8 protein-coding genes are annotated in these 13,631 nt (G+C 61.1%); all 8 read left to right on the top strand.

The window, feature by feature from the left end; translation table 11 throughout:
* The first annotated feature begins 60 nt into the window (after positions 1-60).
* The 8 genes from nrdI (at position 61) to HMPREF2944_RS07535 (ending at position 13,544) form a co-directional block, all read left to right on the top strand.
* Positions 61-591, top strand: coding sequence for a class Ib ribonucleoside-diphosphate reductase assembly flavoprotein NrdI (nrdI, locus tag HMPREF2944_RS07570; RefSeq protein WP_070682104.1), 531 nt, complete (start codon positions 61-63; stop codon positions 589-591).
* A complete protein-coding gene (nrdE, locus tag HMPREF2944_RS07565) occupies positions 564-2,744 on the top strand; it encodes a class 1b ribonucleoside-diphosphate reductase subunit alpha (protein WP_070648769.1) in 2,181 nt (726 codons plus the stop codon). The genes nrdI and nrdE overlap by 28 nt, the downstream gene beginning before the upstream one ends.
* A gap of 158 nt (positions 2,745-2,902) precedes the next feature.
* Positions 2,903-3,880, top strand: coding sequence for a class 1b ribonucleoside-diphosphate reductase subunit beta (gene nrdF, locus HMPREF2944_RS07560; protein ID WP_049343010.1), 978 nt, complete (start codon positions 2,903-2,905; stop codon positions 3,878-3,880).
* A gap of 296 nt (positions 3,881-4,176) precedes the next feature.
* Complete coding sequence (locus HMPREF2944_RS07555; protein WP_070682101.1) at positions 4,177-5,220, top strand: zinc-binding dehydrogenase; 1,044 nt, start codon at positions 4,177-4,179, stop codon at positions 5,218-5,220.
* Between the two features lie 224 nt (positions 5,221-5,444).
* A complete protein-coding gene (locus HMPREF2944_RS07550) occupies positions 5,445-7,157 on the top strand; it encodes a formate--tetrahydrofolate ligase (protein WP_049343008.1) in 1,713 nt (570 codons plus the stop codon).
* Positions 7,158-8,401: 1,244 nt separating this feature from the next.
* Complete coding sequence (locus tag HMPREF2944_RS07545) at positions 8,402-9,175, top strand: MBL fold metallo-hydrolase (protein ID WP_070648770.1); 774 nt, start codon at positions 8,402-8,404, stop codon at positions 9,173-9,175.
* A 217-nt stretch (positions 9,176-9,392) separates the two neighbouring features.
* Positions 9,393-12,281 (top strand): excinuclease ABC subunit UvrA, encoded by a 2,889-nt coding sequence (uvrA, locus tag HMPREF2944_RS07540; RefSeq protein WP_070682097.1) that lies wholly within the window; start codon positions 9,393-9,395, stop codon positions 12,279-12,281.
* A 144-nt stretch (positions 12,282-12,425) separates the two neighbouring features.
* Entirely contained in the window at positions 12,426-13,544 is a 1,119-nt protein-coding gene (locus HMPREF2944_RS07535) for a GNAT family N-acetyltransferase (RefSeq protein WP_070682094.1), read from the top strand.
* The last annotated feature ends 87 nt before the right edge of the window (positions 13,545-13,631 follow it).

Raw genomic sequence — 13,631 nt, 5'->3', positions numbered from 1 at the left:
CACATAAACGGAATCGGCGTCACACAGCCATACCGGCACATACGAAGTAAGGAGCTCACGTTGAGTACCGTCCTCACGCCCAACCCCGCAGATGAACACGCAAAAATCCGCAAGATTCTCATGGATGCGCGTAACTCCTCTGAGGGTCGAGCGACCGAGGCTCTGGCGGACGCATCCGCGCCACTCGTCGTGTATTTCTCCTCCATCTCCGGCAACACCCACAAGTTCGTGGAGAAGCTTCGTGCTCGCCGTCTCCGCCTGCCCCTGCGCACCGGCGAAGACACCCTGGTGCTTGATGAGCCCTTCGTGCTGATCGTTCCCACCTACGGCAAGCCCGAAGGCGCAGGCAATGTTCCCCCGCAGGTGGTAAAGTTCCTAAACGTGGATCAGAATCGCGCGAACATGCTCGGTGTGATTGGATCCGGCAACACTAACTTTGGCCCGCTCTTCGGCATCGCGGCAGATATCGTCGCGAAGAAATGCAACGTGCCCGTGCTCTTCAAGTTCGAGCTCATGGGTACCGAAGCAGATGTAGAAAAAGTCAACGAAGGATTGGAAGCATTTTGGACGCAAAACTGCCCTCAGCACTAGAGACTCTCGGTGCGAGCCACACCGGCAACACCGTACCCGAGAAGTTCCGGGGTATGAGCTACCACGAGCTGAACGCTCTGCTGAACCTCTACGATGAGAACGGCAAGATTCAGTTCGACGCCGACCGCCAGGCAGCACGTCAGTACTTCCTGCAGCACGTCAACAACAACACCGTGTTCTTCCACGACCTGGAAGAGAAGATTGAGTACCTGATCGAGAACCAGTACTACGAGCCTGAGCTCTTCGAGAAGTACAACTTCCAGTTCATCAAGAACCTGTTCAAGCGCGCCTACGCCGTGAAGTTCCGCTTCCCGACCTTCCTGGGTGCCTTCAAGTTCTACACCTCCTACGCGCTCAAGACCTTCGACGGTCAGCGCTACCTGGAGCGCTTCGAGGACCGCGTCTGCATGGTGGCGCTGCTGCTGGCAGAAGGTAACGAGAAGCTGGCCGAGGAGATCGTGGACGAGATTATCTCGGGCCGCTTCCAGCCTGCCACCCCGACCTTCCTCAACGCGGGCAAGAAGCAGCGCGGCGAGCTGGTCTCCTGCTTCCTGCTGCGCATGGAAGACAACATGGAATCCATCGGTCGTTCCATCAACTCGGCCCTGCAGCTCTCTAAGCGCGGCGGCGGCGTGGCATTCGCCCTGACCAACCTGCGCGAATCCGGCGCGCCCATCAAGAAGATTGAGAACCAGTCTTCGGGCGTTATCCCCGTCATGAAGCTGCTGGAGGACGCCTTCTCCTACGCTAACCAGCTGGGCGCACGTCAGGGCGCCGGCGCGGTGTACCTGCACGCGCACCACCCCGACATCTACTCCTTCCTGGACACCAAGCGCGAGAACGCCGACGAGAAGATTCGTATCAAGACCCTCTCCCTGGGTGTCGTGATCCCCGATATCACCTTCGAGCTGGCCAAGAAGAACGAGGACATGTACCTCTTCTCCCCGTACGATGTGGAACGCATCTACGGTGTGCCCTTCTCCGACATCAACGTCTCCGAGAAGTACTACGAGATGGTCGACGATGCACGCATCACCAAGACCAAGATTAACGCTCGCGAGTTCTTCCAGACCATCGCGGAGATTCAGTTCGAGTCCGGTTACCCGTACGTGATGTTCGAGGACACCGTCAACCGCGCGAACCCCATCGCCGGTAAGGTCATCATGTCGAACCTCTGCTCCGAGATTCTGCAGGTTTCCGAGCCGTCCACCTACCACGCCGACCTCGGCTACGAGACCGTCGGTAAGGATATTTCCTGCAACCTCGGTTCGCTGAACATCGCCCTCACCATGGACGGCGACGACTTCGGCAAGACCGTGGAGACCGCAATCCGCGCGCTGACCTCCGTCTCGGACCAGTCCGACATCCGCTCCGTGCCGTCCATCGAGCGTGGCAACAAGATGAGCCACGCCGTGGGCCTGGGCCAGATGAACCTGCACGGCTACCTGGCACGCGAGCACGTCTTCTACGGTTCCGAAGAGGCGCTGGACTTCACCAACATGTACTTCTACACCGTGACTTACCACGCAATCCGCACCTCCATGCTGCTCGCTAAGGAGCGCGGTGAGCGTTTCGAGGGCTTCGAGAACTCGAAGTACGCCTCCGGTGAGTTCTTCGCCAAGTACATCGAGAAGGAATGGGCACCGCAGACCGAGCGTACCCGCGAGCTGTTCGCCAAGCACCACATCCCCACCCGCGAGGAGTGGATTCAGCTGGCAGCCGACGTCGCACAGCACGGCATGTACAACCAGAACCTGCAGGCCGTTCCTCCGACCGGCTCGATTTCCTACATCAACGGTTCGACCTCTTCGATTCACCCAATTGCTTCGAAGATTGAGATCCGCAAGGAAGGCAAGCTCGGCCGCGTCTACTACCCGGCACCGTACATGACCAACGACAACCTGGAGTACTACCAGGACTCGTACGAAATTGGTTACGAGAAGATCATCGACACCTACGCCGTGGCAACCCAGCACGTGGACCAGGGCCTGTCGCTGACCCTCTTCTTCCGCGATACCGCAACCACCCGCGATATCAACCGCGCCCAGATTTACGCATGGCGTAAGGGCATCAAGACCATCTACTACATCCGTCTGCGTCAGATGGCTCTTGAGGGTACCGAGGTTGAAGGCTGCGTATCCTGCATGCTCTAGGCCCGAACGTCGGAGATATTCAGCCTGAGCTGACACACCATAACTACTAAAGGGGGCGGGGCGGCCGGCCCGCGGCTCCGCGCGATTCAGGGTGACTCGCGCGGAGCCTGACGCGGCCCAGATGAGTCGTCACCGCCCCCAAGAATCGGAGAATTATCATGAGCGAAAAGGTGAAGCTCGTCGACCACGTCGTTGAGGCCATCAACTGGAACCGCATCGAGGATGAGAAGGACCTCGAGGTTTGGGACCGCCTGACCGGTAACTTCTGGCTACCGGAGAAGGTGCCGCTGAGCAACGACGTGCCCTCCTGGAAGACCCTGACCGACGAAGAGAAGCAGCTGACCATGCGCGTCTTCACCGGTCTGACCCTGCTGGACACCATCCAGGGCACCGTCGGCGCCGTCTCCCTGCTGCCCGATGCCGTGACCGCACACGAGGAGGCCGTGTACACCAACATCGCGTTCATGGAGTCCGTGCACGCGAAGTCGTACTCCTCGATCTTCTCGACCCTCGCCTCCACCAAGGAAATTGACGAGGCATTCCGCTGGGCTTCTGAGAACGAGCACCTGCAGAAGAAGGCCAAGATCATCCTGGCCTACTACACCGGTGACGACCCGCTGAAGAAGAAGGTTGCCTCGACCCTGCTCGAGTCCTTCCTGTTTTACTCGGGCTTCTACCTGCCCATGTACTGGTCCTCGCACGCGAAGCTGACCAACACCGCCGACCTGATTCGTCTGATTATTCGTGACGAGGCTGTGCACGGCTACTACATCGGCTACAAGTTCCAGCGTGGCCTGGCCAAGGAGACCCCGGAGCGTCAGGCAGAGCTGAAGGAGTACACCTTCAACCTGCTGTACGAACTGTACGAGAACGAAATCGCTTACACCCACTCCCTGTACGACGGCGTGGGTTGGAGCGAGGACGTGAAGAAGTTCCTGCACTACAACGCCAACAAGGCCCTGATGAACCTGGGCTACGAGGCAATGTTCCCGGCTACCGTGACCAACGTTTCGCCGGCCATCCTCTCGGCACTGTCCCCGAATGCTGACGAGAACCACGACTTCTTCTCCGGTTCCGGCTCCTCCTACGTGATTGGTAAGGCTGTGAACACCGAGGACGAGGACTGGGACTTCTAAGCACCCTTTCTCAACTTTCTCAACGTGCCTCTTCTCGACGTGAGATAACGTGAGATAAACCGAGCGGAACCCCCGCGTGTCCACTGTGGATGCGCGGGGGTTCCGCCGTTTAACCGGGCCATTTAACCTGCCAGGATGCAGTGGGCAAGCGCTAGGGAAGCGGGGGAGCGGCACCCTGGTTCCAGCTGTGGGCACCTCGCTACAAACTCTTCACCCCGTAGCATAAAAGACTGTTGATATATCGGGGTGCGGGGCGTACTGTGGAACCACTATCCCCAAATCCTGGAAGGAACATCATGCGTTCAGTCGTCATGGAAGCCCCCGGTAAGGTCGTCGTCAACGAAGTTGAGAAGCCGATCCTCCTCGAACCCACCGACGCCATCATTAAGCTCGCGGCTTCCTGCATCTGCGGCTCCGACCTGTGGCCCTACCGCGGCGCACAGCCCGTCGACCACCAGGCCATGGGCCACGAATACATCGGCGAGGTCGTCGAAGTAGGCTCCGAGGTCACCACCGTAGCCCCCGGCGACTTCGTCGTAGGCTCCTTCTGCATCTCCTGCGGCGAGTGCGAAACCTGCATCGCGGGCTACCCCTCCCGCTGCCTGAAGGCAATCGCAGCAGGCGACGCCTTCATCGGCGCACGCTCCAACGGCACCCAGGCAGAATACGCCCGCGTACCCTTCGCAGACGGCACCCTCGTCAAGACCCCCGCAACCCCCACCGCGGAGCAGATCCCGCACCTGATGGCGGCATCCGACGTGCTCGGCACCGGCTGGTACGCGGCAGACGCCGCCGGCGCAGCCCCCGGCAAGACCATCGTCGTCGTCGGCGACGGCGCGGTTGGTCTGAGTGCAGTTATCGGCGCTAAGCAGCTCGGCGCGGAGAAGATTATCATCATGTCCCGTAACCCCGAGCGTCAGGCGCTCGCTAAGGAATTCGGCGCAACCCACGTGGTGGAGGAGCGCGGCGAAGAGGGCATCGCCAAGGTCCTGGAGCTCACCGACGGCGTGGGCGCGCACGGCGTGGCCGAGGCTGTCGGCACCCAGCAGTCCTTCGACCAGGCTCTCGGCTGCGTACGCCACGGCGGCTACATCGGCTTCGTGGGCGTGCCGCACGACAGCTCCATCGGCACCGATGCGCTCTTCGGCAAGCAGGTTCACCTGGAGGGTGGCCCCGCCCCCGTGCGCAAGTACCTGCCGACCCTCATCGACCTGATTTACAAGGGCGAAATTGAGCCGGGTAAGGTCTTCGACCTGGTCCTGCCCATCGACGAGGCCCCCAAGGGCTACGAGGCAATGGACCAGCGCACCGCCACCAAGGTGCTGCTGACCATGCCGTAATAGCTGGTCGTAGAGCCGGTTCCTGTACCGGCAATCCGGCATGTACGCGTTACTCATCCCCGCATCCGACCCTGCCCACTCCATGTGAGCGTAGGGTACCGGAGGCGGGGATGACTTTCGTTAAAAACCACTTTCTTGATGCGCGGGACGGCGAGGTGAGGGACAAATGCGTGAGCTAACACATAGAATAAAAGAGCATGATTCGTACAACTCGAAGGATGACAATGACGAAGAAGCCTTTCCCCTCCGACCTCGAAATCGCGCTTGCTGCCGATCTGTGGCCGATTAGCAAGATCGCAGCAGAGAGCGGCATCAGCGAAGATCGCCTCGAACCCTACGGCAAGTACGTCGCCAAGGTTCTGCTCGACGAAAGCACCAACGCAGAGACCGCCCGCAAGCGCGGCTCCAAGTACATTGTGGTGACTGCGGTGACCCCGACCCCGCTTGGCGAAGGCAAGACCGCGACCTCCGTCTCCCTCGCACAGGGCTTCGCACAGACCGGCCGCAAGGCTGCGCTGGCTCTGCGTCAGCCCGCAATGGGCCCGACCTTCGGCATCAAGGGCGGCGCCGCAGGTGGTGGCTACTCTCAGATTGTCCCCATGGAGAAGCTGAACCTGCACCTGACCGGCGACTTCCACGCCGTGACCGCGGCCCACAACCTGCTGGCCGCAATGATTGACAACCACCTGCACCACGGCAACGAGTTGCGCATCGACCCGCGCGCAATCGAGTGGCGCCGCGTTATCGACATGAACGACCGCTCCCTGCGCAACATCGTCGTGGGCCTGGGCGAGCGCATGGACGGTGTGGTCCGCGAGACCGGTTTCGACATCACCAGCGCCTCCGAAATCATGGTGATTCTCTCGCTGGCCACCTCCTTCAAGGATCTGCGCGAGCGTCTGGCCAAGATCGTGATTGGCCTGAACTATGACGGCGAGCCCGTCACCGCGGCCGACCTGAAGGCTGACGGCGCAATGTCCGTGATTCTGGCCGACGCCATCAACCCGAACCTGCTGCAGACCCTGGAGCACACCCCGGCCCTGATTCACGCCGGCCCCTTCGGCAACATCGCAACCGGTAACTCCTCCGTGGTTGCCGACTATGTGGGCCTGGAGTACTCCGACTACGTGATTACCGAGGCTGGCTTCGGCGCCGATATGGGTGCCGAGCGTTTCTTCAACGTCAAGTGCCGCGTCTCCGGTCTGAAGCCGGACGCCGCAGTGCTGGTCGTGACTGTGCGCTCCCTGAAGTCCCACTCCGGCCTGTACAAGATTGTTCCGGGCAAGCCCCTGCCCGAGGGCATGCTGCAGGAAAGCCCCTCCGATGTGGAGAAGGGCGCGGAGAACCTGAAGAAGCACATCGAGATTGTGCGCGACTTCGGTGTTCAGCCGGTCGTGGCCATTAACGCCTTCCCGACCGACTTCGATTCCGAGCACGAGACGATTCGCCGTATCGCCGAGGAAGCCGGCGCTCGCGTGGCCATCCACCACGGTGTGGCCGAGGGCGGTAAGGGCACCATCGACCTGGCGAACGTTGTGGCCGAGGCCTGCGACGACGTTTCGGACCTGAAGTACACCTATGATCTTGAGGACTCCATCGAGACCAAGATTGAGAAGGTCGCGACCAAGGTCTACGGCGCGGACGGCATTTCGATTGCTCCGGCTGCCGCTAAGCAGCTCAAGCGCTTTGCGGAGCTGGGCTACTCGCACCTGCCCGTGGTCATTGCGAAGACCCACCTGTCCATCTCTTCGGATGCATCGCTGAAGGGTGCACCGACCGGTTGGACCCTGCCCGTGCGCGAGGTTCGCCTGGCTGCCGGTGCCGGCTACGTCTACGCAATCTGCGGCACCATGCGCACCATGCCGGGCCTGAGCAAGAGCCCCGCGGCTGAGCGCATCGGCTTCGACGAGAACGGCGTGATGGTCGGCCTGTCCTAAGACGGCTGTTTCAGCTAATCTGTAGCTGGTAAGAGGCGGCGTTCCTTCCCTAGAGCAGGGGAGGGGCGCCGCCTTTCTGCGCGCCGTGTGCCGATATGGGGTCTGCCGGGTGGTGATCTAGCCCCGTAGGTGATGCTGATTCGTCGGTTGTTTTCGCCGCTCGTCGTCTGTGGAGAGCTCCGCTAGGTGGCTTGAAGACCACCCTCACTATGAGCTGGAGGGTTTATTTACGGGGTGATATACGGACTGTAAGGGGTTGCCATGAGGGGCTCTTTCGGGGTCTGTAAATCTTAAATTGGTCTGTATGTGTTATTTTTCCTCCTCGATATTTGCTTGAGCCTTATCTTTCGTTAAACACCCTCTGGAGGTTGATTTTTAAGTGAGTCATACACCTGCATTTTGTGAAAATATGGCTTTGACTAGTATTTTTTCTTTTTCATGAAAATTTTCGAGGTTGCACTTTTGGGTCCATGGAAGGGTGGATGATGAAGCCTTTGTTTATAAAAGCGTTGGCCAACGGGGGGTTTTTAGGGGTGGAGCAGACCAATAAGATTTCCCATTGGAGGCTTTTGTGGGCTGTTTTGTGGCGGGCAATGCGAAGGGATGTGGTCAAAACGAGGTGAAAAGTAGTTGCTTCAACTAGAAAGTTTCTTTAGGTTTAGGTTGATATTCCGCGGAATATCAAGGGAAAACGGGGTATTCAACCCTCGTAAATGTCCCAGCGGGACCCTCCGGGAAAGATGCACCTGAGTGTCAAATTGAGGGAAAGCTAAAAATTTTTTCCAGTGATATGGCTCACTTATTGGAGCTGAAAAATAAAATTGGTACGTATGTATATCCTGAAAAACGGGTGCAATTATTACAGAACGGTTACAGTGAGGCTTCGGTCACTTAAATTGGCACTCCGTACCAAAATGGCCCGCCGGACAGGGTGAAAAAACTCCGCTATTATGGATGCATCAAGTAATCGTGAGATTTCCAAAGTCCTCGGGTTGCTTGTGTTTGAGTGAGTGATAGATACCCCTGGGTGTCATGAGAAGCGACTGTGTATCGATGCACGGTCGCTTCTCTGTTTAACTTTTAAAATTCAAGCGGTGCCTCGACCGGAACCTCATCCGAGCTGCACCCGTCCCGGGCAAAGGCTGTGCGTTCAAAGTCGAGCGCACCCAAGAAACCGCCGAGGCGCATCCCGCAGGGGAGTACCCCGGCACCTCCTCAACCGGAACACCCCCTACACTGGAAGTATGACTACATACCCCGAATCCACCCTCATCTTCGAGAACCCCGAACTGACCGTGCGCGCGCTCAGTGTTTCCGAGATGGACAATAGCGTCTACCTCATCACCATGCGCGCCACGGGCGAACAGGTACTCATCGACCCGGCCGCAGAAGCCGAGGAGCTCTACGCCTTCACCCTCGATGCACTACTTCAGGACTGCCCGCAGCTGGAACTCACCGATGCCGAGGACCGCCGCGTGCGCGTCATGGAGAAGGAAGAAGACTTTGATGCCCTCAAACCCCGCGCAATCGGCCTGACCGGCATCCTGGTTACCCACGGCCACTGGGACCACATTCGCGCCATTGCCGAGCTCGAGAAGCTCACTGGCGCAATCACCTCCGCCGGGGATGCCGATGCCGACGCCATTAAGGAGCAGGAGAACTTCGAAGTGGAGGAGCGCCTGCACGGTGGTGAGGTCTTCGATTTCTACCTCTCCGACACCGTGGTGCGCGCCCTGCATGTGCCCGGCCACACCCCCGGATCCATCGTCTACGTGCTCGAAACCGCGTGGGAGGACGGCACCCCCGTCACGTTACTCTTTACCGGCGATGCGCTCTTCCCCGGCGGCGTGGGCAAGACCGACTCCCCGCAGCAATTCGGCGAACTCTTCTCCAACGTGCTCGAAAAGCTCTTTGGCGGCTTCGATGATGACGCAATCGTGCTGCCCGGCCACGGTCGTTCCACGACACTCGGTGACGAGCGCCCGCACCTGGAGGAGTGGGGCACCCGCGGCTGGTAGCTCGGCCTCGGTGCGCTTTCGCCGCCACGCGAATTTGGAGTGTCTCTTCGTGCGTGCGCGACGCCCCTCCTTCCGCGCGTTTTTGCGGATGCTTCGCGCTTGCCGTGCGGCTTCGCACTGCACCCTTACGGCCCCGTACGCCGGCAACTTAATCCCGCCGGCTACGGGGCGCTAAGGTGTAGAATTTAAATTCGAAGATAAGACGAAAGGATTTTCGATGACACCCCGTCCGGCACACGGAAGCACCGCGCTCAAACCCAATGACCTGACCAGTATTCGTGTGCAGGGTGCCCGAGAAAACAACCTTAAGAACGTAGACCTGACCATCCCGCGCGATGCGATGGTCGTCTTCACGGGCCTCTCCGGCTCCGGCAAGTCCTCCCTCGCCTTTGACACCATCTTCGCCGAGGGTCAGCGCCGCTACGTCGAGTCGCTCTCCTCCTACGCCCGCATGTTCCTGGGCCAGGTCGACAAGCCCGATGTCGACTTCATCGAGGGTCTCTCCCCGGCGGTGTCTATCGACCAGAAGTCCACCTCCAAGAACCCCCGCTCGACCGTCGGCACCATCACCGAAATTTACGACTACATGCGTCTGCTCTGGGCGCGCATCGGCCACCCGCACTGCCCCGAATGTGGCGAGGAAATCACCCAGCAGACCCCGCAACAAATTGTGGACATTCTGCAGGAGTACCCCGAACGCACCCGCCTGCAGATCCTCGCGCCCGTCGTCAGCGCACGTAAGGGCGAGTTCGTGGACCTCTTTAAGGACCTGCTCACCCAGGGCTATTCGCGAGCCCGCGTGGACGGCGAAACCGTGCAGCTCTCCGACCCGCCCAAGCTCGCCAAGCAGTACAAGCACACCATCGAGGTGGTCGTCGACCGCATCGTCATTAAGGACGGTATTCACCAGCGCCTGACCGACTCCATCGAAACCGCGCTCAAGCTCGCCGACGGCCGCGTGCTCATCGACTTCGTGGACCGCGAGCAGGACGACCCCGAACGCACCCGCTCCTTCAGCGAAAACCTCGCCTGCCCCAACAACCACCCGCTGCAGATCGACACCATCGAGCCGCGCGCCTTCTCCTTCAACTCGCCGTTCGGCGCGTGTAGCGCCTGCGACGGCATCGGCTCGCGCCTGGAGGTAGACACCGAACTGCTCGTACCCAACCCCGACCTGACCCTCGGCGAGGGCGCTATCGCCCCCTGGTCGCAGGGCAAAGCAACCACCGAATACTGGCTGCGCCTGCTCGCCGGCCTGGGGGAGGAGCTCGGATTCGACCTGAACACCCCCTTCAAGGACCTGCCCGCCAAGACCCGCGCCGCCATCCTGGACGGCAAGGACTACAAGGTTGAGGTGTCCTACCGCAACCGTTTCGGCCGCGAACGCCGCTACACCTCCGGATTCGAAGGCGTGAAGGCATACATCAAGCGCAAGCACGAAGAAACCGAATCGGACTTCGCCCGCGACCGCTACGAACAGTACATGCGCCAGGTCGCCTGCCCCTCCTGCGGTGGCGCGCGCCTGAACCCGACCATCCTCGGTGTGAAGGTCGGTGGCCAGTCCATCGCAGACATCACCGACCTGTCCCTGGCCGACGCGCTCGCCTTCGTGCGCGGCCTGCAGCTCAGCGCCCGCGAAGCCAAGATCGGCGAGCAGGTCCTCAAGGAAATCGACGCGCGCCTGCAGTTCCTGCTGGACGTGGGTCTGGACTATCTGACCCTCTCACGCTCCGCCGGTACGCTCTCCGGCGGTGAGGCCCAGCGCATCCGCCTGGCCACCCAGATTGGTTCGGGCCTGGTCGGTGTGCTCTACGTGCTCGACGAGCCCTCCATCGGCCTGCACCAGCGCGACAACCGCCGCCTCATCGAGACCCTGACCAAGCTGCGCGATATGGGCAACACGCTTATCGTGGTTGAGCACGACGAAGACACCATGCGCGAAGCCGACTGGATCGTGGACGTAGGACCCGGCGCCGGCGAGCACGGCGGCGAAATCGTGCACTCCGGCAGCTTCGAGGACCTGCTGAAGAACACCCGGTCCATCACCGGCGACTACATGGCTGGCCGCCGCAGCATTGAGGTGCCCGCCTCCCGCCGCCCCGTGGACAAGAAGCGACAGCTGACCGTGCGCGGCGCCCGCGAAAACAACCTCAAGAACGTGACTGTGTCCTTCCCGCTGGGCGTGTTCACCGCGGTGACCGGCGTATCCGGCTCGGGTAAGTCCACCCTCGTCAACGACATTCTGTACACCTCCCTGGCGAACAAGCTCAACGGCGCCAAGCAGGTGCCCGGCCGCCACAAGAGCATCGACGGTCTGGAGCACCTGGACAAGGTCATTCACGTGGACCAGTCGCCCATCGGTCGTACCCCGCGCTCGAACCCCGCCACCTACACCGGCGTGTTCGACCACATCCGCAAGCTGTTTGCAGAGACCAGCGAGGCGAAAATGCGCGGCTACACCCCGGGCCGCTTCTCCTTCAACGTCAAGGGCGGCCGCTGCGAGGACTGCTCCGGCGACGGCACCCTGAAGATTGAAATGAACTTCCTGCCGGACGTGTACGTGCCCTGTGAAACCTGCCACGGCAAGCGCTACAACCGCGAAACCCTCGAGGTGCACTACAAAGGCAAGACCATTGCAGACGTGCTCGAAATGCCCGTGGAGGAGGCCGCCGAGTTCTTCGCCGCGTTCACCCCGATTGCGCGCCACCTGAACACCCTCGTGGACGTGGGCCTGGGCTACATTCGCCTGGGCCAGCCCGCAACCACCCTCTCCGGCGGTGAGGCGCAGCGCGTGAAGCTCGCCACCGAGCTGCAGAAGCGCTCCAACGGCCGCTCCATCTACGTGCTGGACGAGCCGACCACCGGTCTGCACTTTGAAGACATCCGCAAGCTACTCGCCGTGCTGCAATCGCTGGTGGACAAGGGCAATAGCGTCATCACCATCGAGCACAACCTGGACGTCATCAAGTGCGCCGACTGGATCGTCGACATGGGTCCCGAAGGCGGTAGCGGCGGCGGCACCGTAATTGCTGAAGGAACCCCGGAGCACGTGGCGACCGTCAAAGGCTCGCACACCGGTGCCTTCCTGGCAGAGATTCTGAAATAGCGTAGGCAGCCCGACCCCGCGCCCGTGTGGCGCGCAGGGTCGGGCTGAGACCGTATTGCCACCCCGTCTCCCCGTCGATGACACTGCGGCGGGATGCGGTGACCGCATCTCAACCAAAAACTCAATGACGAACGAGAGGACCCCGTGAACACCGAAGATCGCGTCAAAGCAGCCCAAGCCAAGCTCACCGCCCTCGGTGCGCGTCGCGGTGCCGTGACCACCCTGGACCGGGCGCGGCACATCCTGCACACCCAGCTGGAGGCGGACTTCTGCCAGGCGCCCGGTTCGATTAGCCGCGCCCTTCAAGAGCTACGCGACTACCCGGACGCTGAAAGCCTGCCGTTACTTGCCACCGTACAGCCGCCTTCCGAGAAGATGGGTGCCGCACGCCGCCGCAACGACGACATCTGGGAGCTGCGCGTCGCCAACTACGCGAGCGTAGGCATTCTCTGCGCCAAGCATCCTCGCGTGCTGGACAAAGCCATCGACTACATGCTCGGCGACCAGTCGAACTGGCTGGGCGACTATGCACAGCTTCGCCAGCTTAACGAACTGCTCACCCCCTACACCCAGCAGGTTAGCGGCACGAGCATCTACTATACGCCCGGCCGCGCCCTGCTGAACTCGGTCGTACCCGAGGGCGTGCAGGCGCAGGAGGTCAAGTGCGCCGTGCCCGGTGTGGGCATGATGCGCCGCGTTGACCCCGCCGAGCTGAAGGCGGCACTGCTTACCGAAATCACCGGCGAGCGCACTATTCGCAGGGAGGCGAACGCCTCCGCGGGGGCGCTTGAGGTTGCCCCGGAGGATACGGAAGCGCGCGTAACCCGCCTGCGCGTGGACCTGCTGAGCGAAGAGCAGATCGAGTCGTTCCGCGGGGATAAGCGTTACTCAAACGCCCTGGGCTTTAGTGAACGCCGCCCGGATGTGCTGGTGCTCGCCGCCTACGCTGTAGACGGCGCCGGTGACACCGAAGGTGCCGGCATCCCCGCAAATGCCGACCCGGTAGCCATGGTGGGTATGAGCGACGACTCGCCGATTATGCGTCAGATCGGTATTGATGTGCTGCCCGCCTTCCGCGGCGCGGGTATTGCGAGTGCCCTGGTGCGCGATGCCGCACGCCTGACCCTGGCGGAAGGGTACCTGCCGTTCTACGGTACGAGCCCGTCGCACATGCTGTCGCAGCGGGTTGCGTTGAACGCGGGGCTGGTGCCGACCTGGTGGGAGTACGTTTCCACCAGCATGAACGACCTGCCCATGGACTAGGTATTATGTACGTAAAGGCCCCCGAGATTCTGCATCTCGGGGGCCTTTTATATGCTGAGTTTCGCGTGCTAGTTTCGCGGGGGGGGG

Source organism: Rothia sp. HMSC072E10 (assembly GCF_001813965.1).
GTDB lineage: Bacteria > Actinomycetota > Actinomycetes > Actinomycetales > Micrococcaceae > Rothia > Rothia mucilaginosa_A.
The sequence above is the reverse complement of the archived record's forward strand: the minus strand, read 5'-3'. Positions and strand labels throughout refer to the sequence as shown.

Excerpts from the sequence above, each read along its gene's own strand:
- nrdF (WP_049343010.1), top strand. The coding sequence starts at position 2,903 with ATGAGCGAAAAGGTGAAGCTCGTCGACCACGTCGTTGAGGCCATCAAC.
- HMPREF2944_RS07555 (WP_070682101.1), top strand. The coding sequence starts at position 4,177 with ATGCGTTCAGTCGTCATGGAAGCCCCCGGTAAGGTCGTCGTCAACGAA.
- HMPREF2944_RS07550 (WP_049343008.1), top strand. The coding sequence starts at position 5,445 with ATGACGAAGAAGCCTTTCCCCTCCGACCTCGAAATCGCGCTTGCTGCC.
- HMPREF2944_RS07545 (WP_070648770.1), top strand. The coding sequence starts at position 8,402 with ATGACTACATACCCCGAATCCACCCTCATCTTCGAGAACCCCGAACTG.
- uvrA (WP_070682097.1), top strand. The coding sequence starts at position 9,393 with ATGACACCCCGTCCGGCACACGGAAGCACCGCGCTCAAACCCAATGAC.